At 62.8% G+C, this 23240-nt stretch carries 10 protein-coding genes; 6 read left to right on the top strand and 4 right to left on the bottom strand.

From position 1 onward, the window contains the following. Positions 1-111: 111 nt before the first annotated feature. Positions 112-13113 (bottom strand): non-ribosomal peptide synthetase, encoded by a 13002-nt coding sequence (locus AC07NR_RS25825; protein ID WP_495079750.1) that lies wholly within the window; start codon positions 13111-13113, stop codon positions 112-114. Positions 13114-13493: 380 nt separating this feature from the next. On the opposite strand from AC07NR_RS25825, the gene AC07NR_RS25820 reads away from it, so the two are divergent. Beyond that, on the top strand, positions 13494-14048 hold the full coding sequence (locus AC07NR_RS25820; RefSeq protein WP_096821112.1) for an RNA polymerase factor sigma-70: 555 nt from the start codon (positions 13494-13496) through the stop codon (positions 14046-14048). 72 nt (positions 14049-14120) lie between these two features. On the opposite strand, the gene AC07NR_RS25815 is transcribed toward AC07NR_RS25820, so the two are convergent. The 3 genes from AC07NR_RS25815 to AC07NR_RS25805 all read right to left on the bottom strand — a co-directional run bounded on the left by AC07NR_RS25815 (position 14121) and on the right by AC07NR_RS25805 (position 16734). Next, a complete protein-coding gene (locus AC07NR_RS25815; protein ID WP_495079749.1) occupies positions 14121-15134 on the bottom strand; it encodes a GNAT family N-acetyltransferase in 1014 nt (337 codons plus the stop codon). Between the two features lie 87 nt (positions 15135-15221). Next, complete coding sequence (locus AC07NR_RS25810; RefSeq protein WP_495079748.1) at positions 15222-15983, bottom strand: substrate-binding periplasmic protein; 762 nt, start codon at positions 15981-15983, stop codon at positions 15222-15224. Positions 15984-16110: 127 nt separating this feature from the next. Beyond that, entirely contained in the window at positions 16111-16734 is a 624-nt protein-coding gene (locus tag AC07NR_RS25805; RefSeq protein WP_495079747.1) for a TetR/AcrR family transcriptional regulator, read from the bottom strand. A gap of 187 nt (positions 16735-16921) precedes the next feature. Here AC07NR_RS25805 and AC07NR_RS25800 point away from each other — a divergent pair, with 187 nt between their 5' ends. Genes AC07NR_RS25800 through AC07NR_RS25780 form a run of 5 tightly spaced genes read left to right on the top strand, consistent with a single transcriptional unit; the run spans position 16922 to position 23195 of the window. Beyond that, positions 16922-18712 (top strand): acyclic terpene utilization AtuA family protein, encoded by a 1791-nt coding sequence (locus AC07NR_RS25800; RefSeq protein WP_495079746.1) that lies wholly within the window; start codon positions 16922-16924, stop codon positions 18710-18712. Positions 18713-18724: 12 nt separating this feature from the next. After that, the gene (locus AC07NR_RS25795) at positions 18725-19594 is read left to right on the top strand and encodes an SDR family oxidoreductase (protein WP_495079745.1); all 870 of its coding nucleotides are present in this window, start codon (positions 18725-18727) and stop codon (positions 19592-19594) included. 3 nt (positions 19595-19597) lie between these two features. Next, on the top strand, positions 19598-21214 hold the full coding sequence (gene atuC / locus AC07NR_RS25790) for a geranyl-CoA carboxylase subunit beta (RefSeq protein ID WP_495079744.1): 1617 nt from the start codon (positions 19598-19600) through the stop codon (positions 21212-21214). Between the two features lie 29 nt (positions 21215-21243). Next, positions 21244-22401 carry a citronellyl-CoA dehydrogenase gene (gene atuD, locus AC07NR_RS25785; RefSeq protein WP_114884508.1) on the top strand — a complete coding sequence of 386 codons (1158 nt, stop codon included), beginning with the start codon at positions 21244-21246 and terminating at the stop codon, positions 22399-22401. Beyond that, positions 22398-23195 carry an enoyl-CoA hydratase/isomerase family protein gene (locus tag AC07NR_RS25780; protein WP_495079743.1) on the top strand — a complete coding sequence of 266 codons (798 nt, stop codon included), beginning with the start codon at positions 22398-22400 and terminating at the stop codon, positions 23193-23195. The genes atuD and AC07NR_RS25780 overlap by 4 nt, the downstream gene beginning before the upstream one ends. The last annotated feature ends 45 nt before the right edge of the window (positions 23196-23240 follow it).

Below are 23240 nucleotides of genomic sequence, written 5' to 3'. Positions count from 1 at the left end.
CGCGACAAAAAAAGAGAACCGGCAGACTGAGCTGCCGGTTCTCGATCGTCAACCCTGGAAATGTACGCGAATGTACAGGTTGAATGGTGTTGAACGCGCAGGCGCTGAAGACTACAAACCCTCCAGCTCCGCCATCAGATCATTCAACCGATCCACCTTCTCCTCGGTAATGTCACTGGCCGCCAGCCCTTCAATGTATTCGGCCAGTTCCTCCACCGTGCTGCACTCGAACATCGCTCGCAGTGGAACGTCCCGTTGCAGGGCTTTCTGCACCCGCGAGGCGATCTGCGTGGCGAGCAGCGAATGGCCGCCGAGTTCGAAGAAGTTGTCGCGTACGCCGACCTTCTCGACCTTCAACACCTCGGCCCAGATATCGGCCAGGGTCTGCTCAAGTTCGCTGCGCGGCGCCAGGAAATCCTGGCTCTGCAACTGGCCGATCTCCAGCGCCGGCAAGGCCTTGCGGTCGAGCTTGCCGTTGGCATTGAGCGGCAGACGGTCGAGCCACAACCAGTGCAGCGGCACCATGTATTCCGGCAGTTCGGCGCGCAGGCGCTGCTTGATTCGTTCCAGTCGTTCACTCGGGTTCAGTGCGGAATCTGCGGCGACCAGGTAGCCGACCAGATGCTTGCCATTGACGCCTTCCTGCACGCCGACAGCGCCATCGCGAACTTCCGGTTGCTCGTGCAGACGCGCTTCGATTTCACCCAGCTCGATCCGGTAACCGCGAATCTTCACCTGATGATCGACCCGGCCGACGTATTCCAGCACGCCGTCACTGCGGCGGCGCGCCAGGTCGCCAGTGCGATACAGACGCTCGCCCGGCGCACCGAACGGATTCGGTACGAACACCGGCGCGGTGCGCAACGGATCGCTGACATAACCGCGCCCGACACCAGTGCCCGCCACGCACAACTCGCCCACCGCACCCAGCGGCACCAGATCCAGCGCGCCATCGAGCAGGTACAGCAAATTGTTGTCGGTCGGCGTACCGATTGGCAGGTAACTGCCGCGAGTCGAGGCCATATCGACGCGGAAGAATGCTACGTCGTCCGAGCATTCCGCCGGGCCATAGGCGTTGACCAGACCGATCTCCGGATAACGCAGCAGCCATTGGTGCGCCAGCTCCGGCGGCATTGCTTCACCGGTCGGCAGCATCCAGCGCAGGCCATCGAGGCTCAGGCGATCCGAAGCGAGCATGCCCTGAATCAGCGACGGCACGCTTTCCAGCACGGTGATGCCTTGCTGCTGAACATGCACCAGCAAACCTTGCGGATCGTGGGCGATGGTGTTCGGCACGATGTCCACCCGCGCCCCGAACAGCGGCGCGGCGAGGAACTGCCAGACCGAAATGTCGAAGCTTTGCGAAGCGGTCTGGGCGATCACATCGGCGTCGCTCAGGTTCAGATACGGCACCTTGCTCAACTGGTTGTTGAGCATGCCGCGCTGCTCGACCATCACGCCTTTCGGCAACCCGGTGGAGCCCGAGGTGTAGATCACGTAGGCCAGGTTGTCCGGGCCGCTGAAGATGCCCGGATTCGCCAACGACACCGCGCCCGCCTGAACCTCTTCCCACACCAGCAGGCGTGGGCGATTGGCGCAGCTGAACTCATCCAGCAAGGTCGCCGCCTGCTCTCGGCAAGCCTCGGTGCACACCAGCACCGGCGTGCGGCTGAGTTCGATGATGCGCTGCAGACGCTGACTCGGCAGCCCCGGATCCAGCGGCAGGTAACCGGCACCGGCCTTGAAGCTGCCGATGATCATGCCCAGCAGATCCAGATTACGCTCGCCCAGCAGCGCGACCGGTTGATCCATCTGCACGCCCGCAGCAACCAGCGCATGGCCGAGACGGTTGGCGTTCTGGTTCAGCTCGGCATAGCTCAGTTGCTGATCGAGACAGCTGGCGGCGATACGTTGCGGATGCGCCGCGACCTGCGCCTCGAACAACTCGACGTAGCTCTGCTCCAGCGGATAGTCGTGCTCACTCTGGTTGCAACCGTGGAGCAGGAAATCCTGTTCCTCATGGCCCAGCAGCGGCAGGTCAGCCATGTCGCCATGAAAGCCGTCGACCAATGCCAGCAGTAGACGCTTGAACTCACCGAGCATGCGTTCGATGGTCGACTCGTCGAAATAACGCTGGTCGTAGGACAGATGCAGACCTAGGTCGTCGCCCGGGTAGCAAACAGCAGTCAGCGGGAAGTTGGTGTGGGTACGGCCCGAGTCCGAGGTCGCGTTGAGGCTCTGCGCACGGTCCAGCACCGAGACTTCCACCGGGGCGTTTTCGAACACGAACAGGCTGTCGAACAGCGGCTGGCCTTTCGGCAGTTCGCTCTGTTCCTGGATGTTCACCAGCGGCAGGTATTCGTACTCGCGCAGTTGCATGTTGCTGTCGAGCAAACCGCTTAGCCACTGACGCACGCTGGCACGCTGATCGTCTGCCGGAATCTGCACCCGCAGCGCGATGCTGTTGATGAACAGGCCGACGGTGCGTTGCATCTCCGGCATTTCCACCGGACGCCCGGCCACGGTCACACCGAACAACACGTCGCGATCACCGCTCAGGCGTCGCAGCACCAGCGCCCACGCCGCCTGGGCGAAGGTGTTGATGGTCAGTTGATGAGCCTGGGCCAGCTCACGCAGACGGGCGCCGTCCTCGACATTCAGTCGGGTGTAGCGGTCGCCGACGATCATGCCGCCGCTTTCGCCGGCGTGTTCACGCAGGAACGGACGGTCGCTCGGGATCGGCGTGGTGCGCTCGAACCCTTGCAGGTTCTGCTGCCACCACTGACGCGCCTCGGCCAGGCTCTGGCGTTGCAGCCAGCCGATGTAATCGCGGTAGCGCGGTGGCACCGCCAATTGCGCTTCGCGGCCTTCGCCAAGTGCGGTGTAGATCTCGAAGAAATCGTTCATCAGCAGCGAGCGGCACCAGGCATCGATCAGGATGTGGTGGTTGCTCATCATGAACCAGTAACGCGCCGCGCCGACCTTGATCAGGCGCAGGTGGAACGGTGCCTGATTGAGCAGATCGAACCCGGCCTCGCGCTCGGCCTTGAGCAGCGCTTGCAGTTTCGGCTCCTGCTCGGCGTCAGCGATGGCGCTCCAGTCCAGATACTCGATCGGCGTGCGACCCGGGGTGTGGATCACTTGCAGCATGTCTTCGCCGACGTTCCAGCAGAACGACGCACGCAACGCTTCATGACGTGCGACCACAGCCTGCCACGCCTGGGCGAAACGCTCGGGGTCGAGTTCGCTGTTGATGCGGTAGCGATCCTGCATGTAGTACAGACCGGTGCCCGGTTCGAGCAAGGTGTGCAGCAGCATGCCTTCCTGCATCGGGGTCAGCGGGTACACGTCTTCGATGTGCGCCGCCGGCACCGGCAGTGCGTCAAGTTGCGCCTGGGTCAGTTTCGCCAGCGGGAAGTCCGACGGCGTCAGGCCACCGGCGGCGTCCTGCAGGCAATGTTCGATCAGGCTCTGCAACTCGCCGACGTAGGCATCGGCCAGCTCGTTGATGGTCTGCGCGTCGTAGCGTTCGGCGCTGAAGGTCCAGCGCAGCAGCAGTTCCCCGCCGTACACCTGACTGTCGACGCTCAACTCGTTCGGCAATGGTGCGTGCGGATCGTGGGCCGCGCCGACCGATTCATCCAGCGGACGGAACAGCGCGTCGCTGCCGAAGCTCTGGTCGAACTGACCGAGGTAGTTGAAGGTGATCGGCGCGTTCGGCAATGCCGCCATGCTTGCGCGACTGGCGTCATCGGCCAGATAACGCAGCACACCATAACCGAGGCCTTTGTGCGGCACGGCGCGCAGCTGTTCCTTGATCGCTTTGATCGAAGCGCCCTGCCCGGCAGCCTCTTCGATGTTGTGCGGAGTCAGGCGCAGCGGATAAGCGCTGGTGAACCAGCCGACGGTGCGGGTCAGGTCGATGTCGTCGAACAAGGTTTCGCGGCCGTGGCCTTCCAGTTGAATCAGCGCCGACGGCTGGCCGCTCCAACGGCACAGCACGCGGGCCAGCGCGGTCAGCAGCAGGTCGTTGACCTGCGTGCGATAGGCGCTCGGCGCCTGTTGCAGCAGTTGTTTGGTTTTTTCTGCATCCAGACGCACGCTGACCGTTTGAGCGTGGCGATTCTCGCGACCGCCCTCTGGACGTTCGCACGGCAAGTCGACATCAGGACCAGCCAATTGCGCCTGCCACCAGCTCAGTTCTTCGCGCAGGGATTCGCTGCCGGCATAAGCCTGCAAGCGCGCCGCCCAGTCCTTGAAGGCGCTGGTTTTTGCCGGCAGTTTCACCGACTGATCGGCGTCCAGCTGGCGATACACGGTTTGCAGATCATCGAGCAGAACGCGCCACGACACACCGTCGACCACCAGGTGATGAATGGCGATGAACAAACGTTGCTGGGTGTCCGGCCCATCGACCAGTACCGCACGCAACAGTGGGCCTTGGGCAAGGTCGAGACTGCGCTGGGCGTCGGCGAACAAAGCCGCGCATTTGTCCATCGACGGCACTCGCACTTGCCACAGCACGGCGGCATCAGTGACCGGTTGATGGGTTGCTTGCCATGTGCCGTTGGCCTCGGTGAAGCGCAGACGCAGGGCGTCATGCTGCTCGATCACGGCCAGCAACGCCTGTTCCAGACGATGCGGTTCAAGCAAAACAGTCGGCTCCAGCAGCAATGCCTGGTTCCAGTGCTGACGCTCGGGAATCTCGGTGTCGAAGAACCAGTGCTGGATCGGCGTCAGACGCGATTCGCCAGTCACCAGACCTTGCTGGGCGGTCACGGTTTCACTGCGGCTGGCGACAGCCGCCAAGGTCTGCACAGTCTGATGCTGGAACAGATCACGAGGGCTGAAATGAATACCCTGCTGCCGTGCCCGGCTGACCACTTGAATCGAGAGGATCGAGTCGCCGCCCAGCTCGAAGAAGTTGTCGTTCAGACCAACCTGCTCGACATTGAGTACCTCGCACCAGATCTGCGCCAGGGTCTGCTCCAGCTCGTTGCTTGGTGCCACGTAATCCTGACGATTGAGCTCCGGGTCCGGCGCCGGCAAGGCGCGGCGGTCGAGCTTGCCGTTGGCGGTCAGCGGCATGCTGGCCAGCAGGATCAGATGCGTCGGTACCATGTAGTCCGGCAGTTGCGTCTTGAGGTGCGCCTTCAGGGCTTCGCGCAGTGCAGCCTGCTCGGCTTCGCTTCGCGAAGCGACCTCGGTCACCAGATAGCCGACCAGTTGCTTGCCGCTCGGTGCATCCAGCGCCAGCACCACGGCTTCGCGGATCGAATCGTGGTCGAGCAGGCGGGTTTCGATCTCGCCCAGTTCGATACGGAAACCACGGATTTTCACCTGATGGTCGATCCGTCCCAGATACTCCACCAGACCGTCGGCGCGCTGGCGCACCAGGTCACCGGTGCGGTACATCCGCCCGCCATCGGCGGCGAACGGGTCGGCGACAAAACGCTCGGCGCTGATGCCGGCACGGTCGTGATAACCCTGGGCCAGACCGGCGCCGCCGACGAACAATTCACCGGTCGCACCTTGCGGCACCAGCGCCAGGTCGGCGTCGAGAATGTAGGCCACGCGATCACCGATCACGCTACCGATCGGCACGCTGCCGGCGCCCTCTTCCAACACCTCCGGCGCCAGACTGGCCAGCGGCATGACCACGGTTTCGGTCGGGCCATAGGCGTTGAAGAACAGGCTCGGCTTGAACGCTGCGCGAATCCGTTGCAGGTGTTCGCCGGTCAACGCTTCGCCACCGGTGATGATCATGCGCACTGGCAGGATGTCGTTTTGCGTGGCGAGGAACTGCGCCAACTGGCTGCCGTAGCTTGGGGTGAAGCCGAGAATATTGATCTGATGTTCGCGGATCAGGCCGCAGATTTCTTCCGCGTCCCACTGCCCCTGCGCACGCAGCACCACCTGCGCGCCGCTGAGCAGCGGCACCAACAGGCGCTCGGTGGCAGCGTCGAAGTTGATCGAATAGAAATGCAGCTCGCAGTCGTCCGGGCGCATGCCGAAACGCTCGATCACCGCCTGGCAGTGCATGGCGATTTCACCGTGGGACACCACCACGCCTTTCGGCTTGCCGGTGGAACCCGAGGTGTAGATCAGGTACGCCTGGTGCTGCGGCAGGCTGATGAACGGAAGCTCCGTGGCCGGGTAATCGGCCAGTGCCGCACTGTCGTCTTCCAGGCACCAGCGCGCTACGTTCGACGGCAGTTCGCCGATGGCTTTGAACATCGCGCGGTCGCTGAGCAGCAGGCCGACGCGGCTGTCTTCGATCATGTAATGCAGACGGTCGAGCGGGTATTCTGGGTCCAGCGGCACATAGGCGCCGCCGGCCTTGAGGATCGCCAGCAGGCCGACGACCATTTCCAGCGAACGCTCCAGCGCCAGGCCGACCCGCACTTGCGGGCCGACACCGCGCTCACGCAGGGCCCAGGCCAGACGGTTGGCGCGGGCATCGAGTTCGGCGTAGCTCAGGGTCTGCCCGGCGAACGTCAGGGCCGGTGCATCTTTGCGCGCCAGCGCCTGTTCGGCGAACAGGTGATGAATGCACTGGTCGAGACGATGCTCGCCCGGCTCGACGCCAAGGCTGTCGAGCAATTGTTGTTGCTCCGGGGCGTCGAGCAGCGGCAGTTCGCTAAGGCGTTGCTGCGGGTCGGCGATCAGCGCTTCCAGCAGATTGCGCCAATGTTTGGCCATGCGCGCAATCGTCGGTTCGTCGAACAGGTCGGTGCTGTACGTCAGGCAGCAACCGAGGCGATGGTCGAGGTCAGTGACTTCCAGGTTGAGGTCGAATTTGGTCGCCCGCGCATCGTTGGCCAGATATTCGACGGTCATCCCGGCGAGCATGCGGCTCTGCTGGAATTCCCAGCGCTGCACGTTGCACATCACCTGGAACAGCGGGTTGTACGCGGCGCTGCGCGGTGGTTGCAGGGCTTCAACCAGATGGTCGAACGGCAGGTCCTGATGAGACTGCCCTTCGATCACGGTGTGGCGCACTTGCTCGAACAACTCGCCGACCGACATCTGGCCGTCGAGCTGGCAACGCAACACTTGAGTGTTGAGGAACGCACCGATCAGCCCTTCGCTTTCCGGACGGATCCGGTTGGCCACCGGCGCGCCGATGCGTAGATCGGTCTGGCCGCTGTAGCGGTAAAGCAAGGTCGCGAGTGCGGCGGTCATGGTCATGAACAGAGTCAGACCGTTCTGCGCGTTAAACGCCCGGACCCGTGCGGCAAGGTCATCGCTCAGGTCGAAACGGAACAGTTCACCCTGGTGGCTTTGCACCGGCGGACGCGGACGGTCGCCCGGCAATTCCAGCAGCGGGTGTTCGCGGCCCAGTTGTGCGGTCCAGTAGTCGAGCTGACGCTGACGCTCGCCGGATTCCAGCCAGTTGCGCTGCCACACGCTGTAGTCCAGGTACTGCACCGGCAGCGGTTCCAGCGGCGAATCGCGGTCATCGACGAACGCTTCGTACAGCGCGCTGAGTTCCCGGGCGAAGATGTCCATCGCCCAGCCTTCGGTGACGATGTGGTGCAGGGTCAGGACGAAGTAATGCTCCTGCTCGGCGGTCTTGACCAGGCAGGCGCGCAGCAGCGGGCCGGTTTCCAGATCGAACGGCAGATGCGCTTCGTCGTCAGCCAGTTGCTGGACTTTCTGCTCGCGCACATCGGCGGCGAATTTCGAGAAATCCTTCCAGTCCATGCGCACGCCAGTCTCGGCATGCACTTGCTGACGGGCCACGCCGTCGACGCTCGGGAACGTGGTGCGCAGGGTTTCGTGACGCAGGATCAACGCTTGCAGCGCCGACTCGAAACGCCCGACATCCAGCACGCCACGCAGGCGCGCCATGCCGCCAACGTTGTACGCCGGGCTGTCCGGCTCCATCTGCCAGAGGAACCACATGCGCTGCTGGGAATAGGACAGCGGCACCGGTTTGCTGCGGTCGACCTTGTCGATCGGCGGCTGTTTGTTGGTGCGACCGCTGGCCTGGATCTGCCGGATCTGCTCGGCAAAATCACCCAGTTCGCTGTGTTCGAACAAGGCACGCAGCGGCAGCTCGACGTCGCAGGCCTGACGGGTGCGGGAGATGATTTGCGTGGCCAGCAGCGAGTGACCGCCGAGGGCGAAGAAGTCGTCGCGCAGGCCGACCTGTTTCAGGCCCAGCACTTCGCGCCAGATGGCGGCGATCTGTTGTTCCAGTTCGGTCACAGGCTCGACATGTTCGCGCACTTGCCATTGCGGCTCGGGCAAGGCGCGGCGGTCGAGTTTGCCGCTCGGGCTCAGGGGCATTGCTTCCAGGCGCATCAGTTGCGCCGGGACCATGTATTCCGGCAGTTCGGCGGCCAGTGCGGTTTTCAGGCGAGCGGTTTGCGTGTCCTGATCTTCGCTGGCATCGGTTGCAGTGAAGTAGCCAATCAGTTGCGGGCCGGCGACGGTTTCGCGCACCAGCACGGCGGCCTGAGCGACGCCGTCCTGAGCCAGCAGACAGGCTTCGATTTCCTCCGGCTCGACGCGGAAGCCGCGCAGTTTGACCTGCTGATCGAGACGGCCGAGGTATTCGATCACACCTTCGTGGGTCCAGCGTGCGCGGTCACCGGTGCGGTACAGACGCGCGCCCTGCTCGCCCAGCGGATCGACCACGAAACGTTCGGCGGTCAGCGCCGGCCGGCCGAGGTAACCACGGGCCAGGCCAATGCCGCTGATGCACAGTTCACCCGGCACACCGGCCGGCACTGGGTTGAGATCGCTGTCGAGCACGCGGCAGACCACGTTGCCCAGCGGACGGCCAATCGGCGAACGCTCGCCGTCCGCCACGCTGCAATGCCAATGGGTGACGTTGATCGCGGTTTCGGTCGGGCCGTAACGGTTGTGCAGTTGCACCGCCGGCAGTTGCGCCAGCACGCGGTTGCGCAGTTCCGCCGGCAGCGCTTCACCGCCGGAGAACACGCGACGCAGGCTGGTGCATTCGGCGCTCAACGGTTCATCGATGAACAGCGAAAGCAGCGGCGGCACGAAGTGCAGCGTGGTCACGCCGTATTCTTGAACAAGCTGCGCGATGCGATGCGGATCGCGGTGTTCACCGGGGCCGGCGATCAACAGGCGTGCGCCGGTGATCAGCGGCCAGAAGCATTCCCACACCGAAACGTCGAAACTGATCGGTGCCTTTTGCATCAGCACGTCGGTGTCGTTCAGGCGATAGGTGTTCTGCATCCATTGCAGGCGCTCGGCCAACGCCGCGTGGGTGTTGCCCACGCCTTTCGGCTGGCCGGTGGAGCCGGAGGTGTAAATCACGTAGGCGAGGTTGTCGCCGTGCAGGTGAAGGCCCGGTGCCTGGCTCGGCCAGTTTTCCAGGTGCAGGGTGTCCATGGCGATCACGCTGACACCTTCGCTGGCCGGCAAGCGGTCGAGCAACGCAGTCTGGGTCAGCAGCAGTTCGACGCCGCTGTCGCCGAGCATGTAGGCCAGACGATCGGCCGGGTAATCCGGGTCCAGCGGCACGTAGGCGCCGCCGGCCTTGATGATCGCCAACAGACCGATCAGCAGTTGCGGCGAACGCTCGGCGGCGATGGCTACGCACACGTCCGGGCCGACGCCTTTGTCGCGCAGGTAATGGGCGAGACGGTTGGCCTGGGCGTGCAGTTCAGCGAAGTCGAGACTGCCGCCGTCCCACACCAGCGCGGTGCGATCAGGCGTCTGTCGTGCTTGCTCATTCAGCAGCTCCGGCAACCATTGCTGCGCCGGGTTGCACGGGGCGATGCTCCACGCGTTTTGCTGAGTGTGTTCGGTGGCGGTCAACAGCGGCAGATCACCGATGGCCTGTTCCGGACGTTCGCAGACAGCACGCAGCAAGTTGCTGAAATGCTCGGCCAGACGCTCGATGGTCGCAGCGTCGAACAACTCATCGGCGTAGTCGAACGACAGCGTCAGGCGACCATTACGGTCTTCTTCGCTGTGCAGTTGCAGATCGAACTTGGCCTCGCGGCTGTGCCACGGCAGTTCTTCGGCGAGCAGACCCGGCAGACGTTTCAGTGCGCTCAGATCGCGTTGCTGATGGTTGAACATGACCTGGAACAGACCCTGTTCGCGGGCCTGCGGGAAGGCTTCGAGCAGTTGTTCGAACGGCAGATCCTGATTCGCCTGGGCACCGAGCGCAGCCTGACGGGTTTGCGCCAGCAGTTCGGTGAACGGCAGGCGCGAATCGACGTCAGCGCGTAGCACCTGGGTGTTGATGAAGAAACCGATCAGGCCCTGGGTTTCCAGACGCGGACGGTTGGCGTTCGGCACGCCGATGCGAATATCGCGTTGACCGCTGTAGCGATGCAGCAAACTCTGGAACGCCGAGAGCAGCAGCATGAACGGCGTGGACTGATGGGCCTGGGCAGTCTGGCGAATGGTGTCGCTGAGGCTGATCCCCAGGCGAACGCTGTGGCGTGCGGCGCTGTGAATTTGTTTGGCAGAACGTGGATGGTCGGTCGCCAGTTCCAGCGTCGGATGCTCATCACCCAACTGCGCTTTCCAGTACGCCAGTTGCCGCTCACCCTCGCCTTGCGCCAGCCACTGGCGCTGCCAGCTGCCGTAGTCGGCGTATTGGGTGGGCAGTGGCGCGAGCTCGGCGCGCTGGCCTTGGGAAGCGGCGGCGTAAAGGCGCGAGAATTCGTCGATCAGCACATTCAGCGACCAGCCGTCGGCGATGATGTGGTGCAGGGTCACCAGCAACTGGTGATCTTCGTCGTCGAGGCGAACCAGCGTCACCCACAGCAGCGGGCCTTTCTCCAGATCGAACTGGGTGCGGGCTTCGTCTTCGCGGATCTGTTGTGCGCGGGCTTCACGCTCGCTGGCCGGCAGGTCGCTGATGTCGATCAGCTGCAGGTTGAACTCACCCGCCGCTTCGACCTGTTGCAGGGCGACGCCGTCGCGCTCGAAGAAGCGCGTGCGCAGGGATTCGTGGCGTTCGATCAGTTGCTGGAAACTGGCGCGCAGTGCATCTTCGTCCAGTTCGCCGCGCAGACGCAGGGCGCCGGGAATGTTGTAGGCGCTGCTGTGCGGGTCGAGTTGCCAAGTGATCCACAGACGGTTTTGTGCCAGCGATTGCGGCAATGCTTCGGTGCGCGACAACGCGGTGATTTCGCCCTGGGCGCTGCCGCCGTCCTGTTGCTGCTGCACCACGGCGGCGGCGAACGCGGACAGGGTCGGCGCTTCGAACAGCAGGCGCAGGTTAAGCTCCAGGCTCAGTTCTTCGCGCACCTTGGCAATCACTTGGGCGGCGGCAATCGAGTTGCCACCGAGCAGGAAGAAATGATCGTCGGCGTTGACATGTCTGACATTGAGCTGCTCAGCCCAGATCTTGCCGATCAGCGCTTCCAGTTCAGAGGCGGACGCGGTCGAATCCTGAGCAGTTTCAGCCGTGGTCATCGGGAACACCGCGTAGCTGTCGAGGCTGCCGTCAGCCAGACGATTGCGGCAGGCCGATCGTTGCAGCTTGCCGCTGGAAGTCTTCGGCAATGCGCCCGGATTGAGCAGCACCACCACGCTCGGTGCTTCCTGATAAGCCTCGGCCACGGCCTGGCGGATGGCTTTGATCAGCGCTTCGGGCGGCAGAATTTTCTGCACGCTGCGGCTGATTTCCGCCGCGATGCCGATGCCTTCTTCGCCGTTCTGATTGACCGCGAATGCAGCGACGCGGCCCTTGCGCACCACTTCCACTTCGTTCTCGACTGTTTTCTCGATGTCCTGCGGATAGAGGTTGTGACCGCGCACGATCAGCATGTCTTTCAGGCGACCGGTGATGAACAGTTCGCCGTCGCGGATAAAACCCAGGTCACCGGTGCGCAGCCAGGTCTGGCCGGCGTGCTGGACGAAAGTCTTGGCAGTCGCCTCGGGGTTGCGCCAGTAGCCAAGGGCGATGCTCGGGCCGGTGGCCCAGACTTCGCCGACGGCGTTGTCGGCCAGTTCTTCGAGGCTGCTCGGCTCGACGATCAGTACCGCATGATCGGGCTGGCTGATACCGCAACTCATGATCGGGCTGCCCTCGCCCACTTCGGCGCGGTTCTGTGCCAGGGCTTGATCGTCGACGCGCAGGGTCGGAATGCCGGTACCGCGCGGCGTGCCGGCGACGAACAGGGTCGCTTCGGCCAGACCGTAGGACGCCATGAAACTGCTTTCGCTGAAACCGCACGGAGTGAACTTTTCGGCGAAGCGTTCGAGGGTGTCGAGACGGATCGGCTCGGAGCCGGAATAGGCCACGCGCCAGCGGCTCAGGTCGAGACGCTCCAGCGCCGATTCGCTGACCCGCTCGCTGCACAGTCGATACGCAAAGTCCGGTCCGCCGCTGATGGTGCCGCCGTATTGGCTGATCGCTTCGAGCCAGCGCAATGGCCGGCCAAGGAAGTACGCCGGCGACATCAGGATGCACGGCACGCCGCTGAAGATTGGTTGCAGAAGACCGCCGATCAGGCCCATGTCGTGGTACAGCGGCAGCCAGCTGACGATCACGTCGTCGGGGTTCACGTCGATGCCGAAGCCGTGACGGATCAACAGTTCGTTGGCCACCAGGTTGCCGTGGCTGACCTGCACGCCTTTGGGCAGCGCGGTCGAACCGGAGGTGTATTGCAGGAAGGCGATGTGGTCTTGCGGCAGGTTCGGTTCGACCCAACGCTCGGCCAGCGCATTGTCGAGGGTGTCGACGCACAGCAGCGGCGGCGCACCTTCGATTTGCTGCAAGGCATCGCGCAGGTCGGCGCTGGTCAGCAACAGGCGCGGTTCGGCGTCGGCGATGATCGACAGCAGGCGTTCCTGATGGTGTCGCTTGGCCGACTCCGGCGGATAGGCCGGCACTGCGATCACGCCCGCATACAGGCAACCGAAAAACGCCGCGACGTAATCCGGGCCACTCGGGAACAGCAGCACCGCGCGATCACCGAATCCAGCGTCGGCCTGCAACGCAGCAGCGATGGTGCGGGCGCGCTGATCGAGTTCGCGGTAACTGAGCACCACAGCCTGCTCCTCGGTTTCGGCGAGAAAGCGCAAGGCCAGCCGGTCCGGCGTCAGGGCCGCGCGTTGCTGGAGGGCTTGGACCAGGGTGCTGGGGAGTTCGAACGCGTCGGTCATGAGGTTTCCTGCCTGAATTCGGCTTGCTGGTGGAATCGGGTTGGCTGCGGCACGCCCATGAGAGGCATGCGGGACACGGTCTTCGCCGACCGTGCAAGGCATTGGAATGCGGTAGGTCCGGGGCTGCGAACCCGGATCCATTCACCAATGAGAACGGATGACGTCTTGAAATAATTAGTCGGCAGGCTGGATCGCCAATGGGGCTGGGCGCATGGACGAGTGCGGCGGCGTGTCGCAGTTCTCAGATCGCACCGTTATGGATCATTAGTTCTCTTTCTCAATTGACAATCATTATCATTCAACATAATTTGTCGCTCGATGTGTAGGACGGCCCCGTCCCCCAGGCGTCCCACTAACCTATTGGCAGCAAGGTGATTTCCATGACGGAACAAGTATCCACAAGCAGGTGCGATTCACCGCTACTTCAGGCATTCGTCGACAATCGACTGATTCTGGTCAAGATTGCAGCCCGCATTACCGGCTGCCGTTCACGCGCCGAAGATGTGGTGCAGGATGCGTTCTTCCGACTGCAATCGGCGCCGCCGATCACGTCGTCGATCAAGGCCCAGCTGAGTTATCTGTTCCAGATCGTGCGCAATCTGGCCATCGATCACTACCGCAAGCAGGCGCTGGAGCAGAAGTACGCCGGCCCCGAGGAGGAAGGGTTGAACGTGGTCATTCAGGGTGCCTCGCCGGAAACCTCACACATCAACTTCTCGACCCTGGAACACATCGCCGACGCGCTGACCGAACTGCCGGTCCGCACCCGCTATGCGTTCGAGATGTACCGTCTGCACGGCGTGCCGCAGAAGGACATCGCCAAGGAACTCGGCGTTTCACCGACCCTGGTCAACTTCATGATTCGTGATGCGCTGGTGCACTGCCGCAAAGTGTCGGGCAGCCGTGCTGATGCCGTGACTGCAAACCGTCGCTGACAGCACACCACCCAAAAAAAAGATCGCAGCCTTCGTCGAAGGGCTGCGATCTTTTTTTGTTTCAGCGAGACGTCACGCCAGTTTGCAGCGATCAAAAAACCGCTCACGCCCGAGGATCATCAGCGCCGCGCGCTTGTGCGGGAAGTCAAATTCCTTTTCGCAGTGGAAGCACTGATTGTGCATGTGGCCGATCATCTTCGCGTTGTCGGCACGCGGCTCGGCAACCACACGCTGGGTGCGCGGATCATCCAGAAACAGGTAATGCACCAGCGCCGAAAGCCAGCTCGCCACTTTGTGCGGGCCGCGATGGTCTTCCTCACCGACCAGCATGTGAATGCCACGATCGTAATCATCGGCATCGTAGAACGGCGCGATGCGATCTTCCTTGGCCCAGTAGGCCTCGAAGTAAGCGAACGGCTGATCGTCGAAACAACCGATCAGGGTCAGCGTGTGCGGGTCGGCGTCGAGCTTGCTCAGGTACTCGCGATGCTGTTCGAGGCTGCCCTCTTCCTGCCAGAAGCTGGCGACTCGCGGGCTGTTCTGCCAACGGTTGAAACGCGCAAGATCCTGCTCGATCTCTACCGTTCGCAGGGAAATCCACGCACCGAGACGTGCATCGAAACGCCGATAAACCTCACCACGCGGTTTCACCGGCCGCAGCGGATGGCGCTTGCCGTTGCTGATGACCATCTGCTGCGGATAATTGCCGGTCAGCGAAGCCCCCAGCCACGGTTGCGGCAGTTGCCAGAACAGCGTGCGCTCGCAGCGATATTCACCCGCCACGTCGGTGCTCACCAGCAAGCCGCCGAGCAAGGCTTCGGTCGGCGACTGATCCAGTTGCCAGATCAATTGCTGACGTGCCGGATCCCGGGCAAACAGCCAGTAACAGGCCGCCCACAGCGCCTGGCCTGGCGGCAACGCATAACGTTCATCGATCTGGATCGGCCCCTGCCCTTCACGATCGAGGCGCAGGCGAATCAGCGGTTGCCCGTCCAGGCTGAGGCTCAGACGGCTTTCGGTGGCATCGGCTATCAGTTGACTACCCGAAGGCAAGGCCAGGGCAGTCAGGTCATTCAGATTGGACATGGGTCGGGCTCACGATAATCGTCGACAGTTCAACGATGGGACGTGAGCCGGGGCGGGAAATTTAGGCCGGCCGCGAAAAACCGCCAGTCATGGGTGAGGCACCGGCACCACGGCAATCTTGTAAGGATCGAAGATCTTCAGCATCTGCCCGCTGTCGCGCAGCCCCTGAAGCAACTTGCCGAACGCCTCGCCGGTAATCGGCGCTTTCGGGCTGAGAATCGCGTAATGGTGATAAATCTGGTCGATGCGCTGGGACACCAACAATTCGTCACGCACCTTGTCGTTGCGCAGCAGGTAATCGAACAGATAGGAGCGAGTCACCAGCGCAATGTCCGCCCGACCGCGCAGCACCATCAACAGGTTGCTGTCATGGGAATAGGTCAGTGTCGCGTTGTAAGTTTCAGCGAGATACTTGGGGTCGGCATTGAAGTTGGCGAATTCGTAGTGATAGCCGCTGTACAGTGCCAGCCGTTTGCCCTTGAGATCGGCGAAGTAATTCTGCTGGCGACCGGGTTCTTTCTGTGCGACGAAAATTTCCGCGTCTTCCAGCCCCATGTCGACCGTGGTGTGGGGAATGTCTTTCCAACCCCAGTCCGGGTTCTCGAAGATCGCCATGTCCGTGCGACCTTCCTTGAAATCGCCGAACCGCCGCGGAATCGAGGTAGGGACAAGCTCGAAACGATAGTCGCTCTGCGAGTGGTTCAATGCCTCGACCAGTTCCGGCAGCAGACCGGTGTCGGCGCCGTTTTCCGGGCGAATGGTGTAAGGCGGAAAATGCGCGGCGCCCACCCGAACCACTTGCACCGCCTGAGCGGGCAATACCCATAGTGCAGCCAGCGCTGCGAGCATCAGCCCCGCGGCCGTCCGATCTGGCAAAGACTTCAAAACACCCCACTCCCCGAAAAAGTACCGTTGCATGCATTCAAGCTAGGCGGTTTCGCCCAGTTAGCCAGTTTCCCGGGCCGATAGAAAGCGATTAGCGCTCTTCGAGCACCAGAATCAACGCCTCTTCGGCCAGTTGATCGAGGCTCAGACTGCCGCCGGCGCGGAACCAGGTGGTAGTCCAGGACAACGCCCCCGTGAGAAAACGTCGGGTAATGAACACATCGCCGCGAATGAACCCCGCTTCTTTGGCTTCACCCAGCACTTGCAGCCAGATGTCCTCATAGATGTCACGTAGCGCCAGTACCTTGGCCTGACCGTCTTCGGACAGTGAGCGCCATTCATACACCAGCACCGCCATCGCTTCGCCGCTGCCGCCCATGATCGACTGCAATTCGCAGCGGATCAGCGCCAGCACCCGCTCGCGCACATCGGTGGCGTCGGCCAGGGCCGCCCGCATCAGCGCGGTGTTGTAGCGAATGGTTTCTTCCATCACGGCACGCAGGATTTCATCCTTGCTTTTGAAGTGATGAAAAATGCTGCCCGACTGAATGCCCACGGCGCCGGCCAGGTCGCGCACGGTGGTGCGTTCGTAGCCCTTGTTGCGAAACAGGTGGGCCGCCACTTGCAGCAGTTTGCCGCGAGCGCTGTCCGGGTCGGTCAACTGGCCTTGGTCGACCAGTTCGCGCATCACCTTCAGGGCTTTTTGCTCGTCCACCCGTTCTCTCCTACAGTCGTTCAGTCGTCTGCCGCCCTGAAACCGCAGGGTTGCGCGGGCAATTTAAGCCGCCGGCCGCGACCAAGCAAGCGCTTGGGCAGAAGATAATTTCGCCTGTTTACAAACCAAGCGCTTGCTTGGTAGCCTCGATGCACTTCTGTCACAGGTTGCTGAGTCGGAGATGAAAATGCCCACCACGGTTCGCATCGGATGCGCCAGCGCATTCTGGGGAGACACCTCGACCGCCGCCGCGCAGCTCGTGGCCGGAAGACAGCTGGATTATCTGGTGTTCGACTACCTCGCCGAGATCACCATGTCGATCATGGCCGGCGCCCGCATGAAGGACCCGCAGGCCGGGTTTGCCGGGGATTTCATCGAAGTCCTCACGCCCCTGCTGCCACAACTGGCGGAACAGAAGATTCGCGTCATCAGCAATGCCGGCGGGGTCAATCCAAAGGCCTGCGCCGCCGCGCTGCAAGCGGCCTGCGACAAGGCCGGCGTGGCGCTGAAAATTGCCGTGCTGTCGGGCGATGACCTGCAACCGCAATTCAAACAGCTCGCCACCCAGGGCATCACGGAGATGTTCAGCGGCGCCCCGCTGCCGCCGATGTGTGTTTCGACCAACGCCTACCTCGGCGCACCGGGCATTGTCGAAGCGTTGCGTCTGGGCGCCGACATCGTCATCACCGGCCGGGTGGTCGACAGCGCGGTGGTCAGCGCCGCGCTGGTGCATGAATTCGGCTGGTCGTGGCACGACTACGACAAACTCGCCCAGGCCGCATTGGCCGGGCACATCATCGAATGCGGCGCGCAGTGCACCGGCGGCAATTTCACCGATTGGCGCGACGTGCCGGATTACGAACACATCGGCTTTCCGATCGTCGAGGTCAGCGCCGACGGCCAGTTCATCGTCAGCAAACCCGAAGGCTCAGGCGGACTGGTGACGCCGCTGACCGTCGGCGAACAGATGCTTTACGAAATCGGCGATCCGCAGGCCTATCTGTTGCCCGATGTGGTCTGCGATTTCAGTCAGGTCAAACTGCAGCAACAAGGCAAAAATGCAGTCCGGGTCCACGGTGCGAAAGGCCTGCCACCCAGCGACAAATACAAGGTCAGCGCGACATATCCGGACGGTTTCCGCTGCACCGCCAGTTGCCTGATCGCCGGTATCGATGCGGTGGAAAAAGCCCGGCGCGTCAGTCAGGCGATCATCGACAAGACCTCGGAAATGCTCGGCCAGAAAGGCCTCGGGCCTTACACCGAAACCCATATCGAACTGCTCGGCAGCGAAGCCACCTACGGCCCCCACGGCCAGCGCCGGGACAGCCGCGAAGTGGTGATCAAACTCGCCGTGCGCCACCCGAACAAACAGGCGCTGGTCCTGTTCTCCCGGGAAATCGCCCAGGCCGCCACCGGCATGGCGCCGGGGCTGACCGGCATCGTCGGCGGACGGCCGACAGTGTATCCGCTGATCCGGCTGTTCTCGTTCCTGATCGACAAAAGCGCCTGCACCTTGCAGATCGACATGGACGGCGAATCTCATCCGTTCGCCCTGCCCGCCCCCGCCATCCTCGACAGTCAGGATCTGCCCCTGCCCCACGAAACGCCCAAACCTCAGGGCCGCGCCGACGCGAGCGTGCCATTGGTGAAACTGGCGGTGGCGCGCTCCGGCGACAAGGGCAATCACAGCAACATCGGTGTGATGCCGCGTCGCCCGGAATACCTGCCGTGGATCGCCGAAGCGCTGACACCGGCGGTGGTGGTCGACTGGATGAGCCATGTCCTCGACCCGATTCACGGCCGTGTCGAACGCTGGTATCTGCCGGGTACTCACAGCCTGAATTTCCTGCTGGAAAACGCCCTCGGCGGCGGTGGCGTGGCGAGCCTGCGCATCGACCCGCAGGGCAAAGCGTTCGCCCAGCAATTGCTGGAAATCCAGATCCCGGTGCCGCAGAGCATCGCCGAACAGTTCGATTAGAGGATTGGCACCATGGCGTATGAATCGATTTTCAAGGCCGATCTGTTCAGCGGCCAGACCGTGATTGTCACCGGTGGCGGCAGCGGCATCGGACGTTGCACCGCCCATGAACTGGCGGCGCTCGGGGCCACCGTGGTGCTGGTCGGACGCAAGCCGGAAAAGCTGCAAGCCGTCGCCGCCGAAATTGCCGAGGACGGTGGCCGGGCACACTGGAAGGCTTGCGACATTCGTGACGAAGAAGCGGTGAAAGCGCTGGTCAGCGAACTGATCCGCGAACACGGGCCGATCCACGGACTGGTCAACAATGCCGGCGGCCAGTACCCGTCGCCCTTGGCCTCGATCAATCAGAAAGGCTTCGAAACCGTGCTGCGCACCAATCTGGTCGGCGGTTTTTTGATGGCCCGGGAAGTGTTCAATCAGTCGATGAGCAAACACGGCGGCAGCATCGTCAACATGCTCGCCGACATGTGGGGCGGCATGCCGGGAATGGGCCACTCCGGCGCCGCGCGGTCGGGCATGGACAACTTCACCAAGACTGCCGCCTTCGAATGGGGTTACGCCGGCGTTCGGGTAAACGCGGTAGCGCCGGGCTGGATCGCCTCCAGCGGCATGGACACCTATGAAGGCGCGTTCAAGGCCGTGATCCCGACCCTGCGCGAACACGTGCCGCTCAAGCGCATCGGCACCGAATCGGAGGTCAGCGCCGCGATTGTGTTTCTACTGAGTCCCGCTGCCGCGTTCGTCAGCGGCAGCACGTTGCGCATCGACGGCGCGGCGAGCCTGGGCAGTCGTGCATGGCCGCTGCACAAGGCGACCCACAGCGAATCCTTCAACGGTTTTCACCGGGCCTATATGCCGGACGTCTTGAAGGACAAGGAGTAAGCCATGCCGGTCATTCAATCCCAGCTCGACCCGCACAGCGAAGCCTTCGCCCGCAACCGCGCGGCGATGCTCAACGCCATCGAGCAAGTCCAACAGCTCGAACAGAACCTGCTGAACAAGGCCGCCGAAGCCAAACCGAAATTCGACAAGCGCGGACAATTGCTGCCCCGCGAACGCCTGAACCTGCTGCTCGACCCCGGCGCGCCGTTCCTCGAACTGGCGAGCCTGGCCGGCTACAAACTGCACGATGACAAGGACGGCAGCTCGGCCGGTGGCGGCCTGATCGCCGGCATCGGTTACGTGTCCGGTGTGCGCGCCTTGATCGTGGCGAACAACAGCGCGATCAAGGGCGGGACAATTTCCCCGTCGGGCCTGAAAAAATCCCTGCGCCTTCAACAGATCGCCCAGGAAAACAAACTGCCGGTGATCACCCTCGCCGAAAGCGGCGGCGCCAACCTCAACTACGCAGCGGAGATTTTCGTCGAAGGCGCACGCAGCTTTGCCAATCAGGCGCGGATGTCGGCCATGGGTTTGCCGCAGATTACTGTGGTCCACGGTTCGGCCACCGCCGGCGGCGCCTATCAGCCGGGGCTGTCGGATTACGTGGTGGTGGTGCGCGGCAAGGCCAAGCTGTTTCTTGCCGGCCCGCCGTTGCTTAAAGCGGCGACCGGTGAAGTCGCCACCGACGAAGAACTGGGCGGCGCCGAGATGCACGCGCAAGTGGCCGGCACCGCCGAGTACCTGGCAGAAAACGATGCTGACGGTGTGCGTCAGGTGCGGGAAATTGTCAGCCTGCTGAACTGGAACGAGCAACTGCCCTGGCTGCCCGAGCCGCAATTCAAGGAGCCGCTGTACCCCATCGACGAACTGCTGGGTCTGATCCCGGACGACCCGAAAAAGCCCTACGACGCACGCGAAATCATTGCCCGGATCGCCGACGAATCACGCTTCCTTGAGTTCAAGGGTGAGTTCGATCAGCAAACCATTTGCGGCCACTTGAAAATTCAGGGCCGCGCCTGCGGCTTCATCGGCAACAACGGTCCGATCACGCCCAACGGCGCGAGCAAGGCCGCGCAGTTCATTCAGCTCTGCGACCAGAGCCAGACGCCGCTGCTGTTTTTCCACAACACCACCGGGTTCATGGTCGGCACCGAATCGGAACAGCACGGCGTGATCAAGCACGGCTCGAAACTGATCCAGGCCGTGGCCAATGCGCGGGTGCCGAAACTGACCATCGTGGTCGGCGGCTCCTATGGCGCGGGCAACTACGCGATGTGCGGACGCGGGCTCGATCCGCGCTTCATCTTCGCTTGGCCCAACAGCCGCACGGCGGTGATGGGTGGCGCCCAGGCCGGCAAGGTGTTGCGCATCGTCACCGAAGCCAAACAGTTGAAGGACGGCCTGGTGCCCGACCCGAAAATGCTCGACATGCTGGAACAGGTCACCGCGCAGAAACTCGACAGCCAGTCCACCGCCCTCTACGGCAGCGCCAACCTGTGGGACGACGGGCTGATCGACCCGCGCGACACCCGCACTCTGCTTGGCTACCTGCTGGACATCTGCCACGAAGCCGGCATCCGCACGCTGGCCCCCAACAGCTTCGGCGTCAGCCGGTTCTGATTGCCACGGACTCAAGGAGAACAATAAAAATGATCTTCACCCCGGAACACGAAGCCCTGCGTCGCACCGTCCGCCAGTTCGTCGAGCACGAGATCAACCCCCACGTCGATGAATGGGAAAAGGCCGGGCGCTTTCCGATCCACGAGATTTTCCGCAAGGCCGGCGACCTCGGTCTGCTGGGGATTTCCAAGCCGGAAAAATTCGGCGGCATGGGCCTGGATTACAGCTATTCGATCGTCGCCGCCGAAGAGTTCGGCACCATCCATTGCGGCGGCATTCCGATGTCCATCGGCGTGCAGACCGACATGTGCACCCCGGCCCTCGCCCGCTTCGGCTCCGATGAATTGCGTGACGAGTTTCTGCGCCCGGCGATCACCGGCGAACAGGTCGGCTGCATCGGCGTCTCGGAAGTCGGCGCCGGCTCCGACGTCGCCGGGCTCAAGACCACTGCGCGCAAGGATGGCGACGACTATGTGATCAACGGCAGCAAGATGTGGATCACCAACTCGCCAAGCGCCGACTTCATCTGCCTGCTGGCCAACACCTCGGACGACAAGCCGCACGTCAACAAATCGCTGATCATGGTGCCGATGAACACGCCGGGCATCAGCCTCAGTTCGCACCTGGACAAGCTCGGCATGCGCAGCTCGGAAACCGCTCAGGTGTTTTTCGACAACGTGCGGGTTCCCCAGCGTAACCGCATCGGCCATGAAGGCGCCGGGTTCATGATGCAGATGCTGCAGTTCCAGGAGGAACGGCTGTTCGGCGCGGCCAACATGATCAAGGGTCTGGAATACTGCGTCGACAGCACCATCGAGTACTGCAAGGAACGCAAGACCTTCGGCAGCGCGCTGATCGACAATCAGGTAATCCACTTCCGCCTCGCCGAATTGCAGACCGAAATCGAATGCCTGCGGGCGCTGGTGTATCAGGCCACCGAGCAGTACGTGAAAGGCCAGGACGTCACCCGACTGGCCTCGATGGCCAAACTCAAGGCCGGACGCCTCGGTCGTGAGGTGAGCGACAGCTGCCTGCAATATTGGGGCGGCATGGGCTTCATGTGGGACAACCCGGTGGCCCGCGCTTACCGCGACGTGCGTCTGGTATCGATTGGCGGCGGCGCCGACGAAATCATGCTGGGGATCATCTGCAAACTGATGGGCATCCTGCCGGGGAAAAAGAAATGACCTCCCTGCCCGCTTGCCAGACGCTGTTGCTGGAGACGCATAACGGCGTGCTGCACATCACCCTCAATCGCCCGGAAAGCCGTAACGCCATGAGCCTGCAAATGGTCGCCGAGCTGCGTTCGGTTTTCGCCGCTGTGCGCGATGACCGCAGCGTGCGCGCCTTGGTGCTCAGCGGCGCCGGCGGGCATTTCTGTGCCGGTGGCGACATCAAGGACATGGCCAACGCCCGCGCCCAGGGCAGCGATGCCTATCGTGAGTTGAATCGGGCTTTCGGCTCGCTGCTGGAAGAAGCGCAGCACACACCGCAAGTGTTGATCACCGTGCTCCAGGGCGCGGTGCTCGGTGGCGGCTTCGGACTGGCGTGCGTGAGCGATATCGCCATCGCCGATCATCAAGCGCAATTCGGTCTGCCGGAAACCAGCCTCGGCCTGTTGCCGGCGCAGATCGCGCCGTTTGTGGTGCAGCGCATCGGCCTCACCGAAACCCGCCGCCTGGCGCTGACCGCCGCCCGTTTCGATGGACATCAGGCTCGACGGCTGGGGCTGGTGCACTTTGTCGAACAGGATCCGCAGGCACTCGCCGAGCGTCTGGATGAAGTGCTCGATCACGTTTTGTGTTGCGCCCCCGAAGCGAATGCCGTGACGAAAAAACTGCTGCTGGCCAGTGCCGGCCAGCCATCGAGCGAACTGCTGGATGAAGCGGCGCAGTGGTTCAGCGCAGCGGTGACCGGAGCCGAAGGGATCGAAGGCACGATGGCGTTTGTGCAAAAGCGCAAACCCGGATGGAGCACCTGACCCTGTGGGAGCGGGCTTGCCCGCGAAGAGGCCCATCAATCCACC

It is taken from the genome of Pseudomonas sp. GW821-FHT09C09 (assembly GCF_059418105.1).
This window is presented reverse-complemented; position numbering and strand designations above follow the sequence as displayed.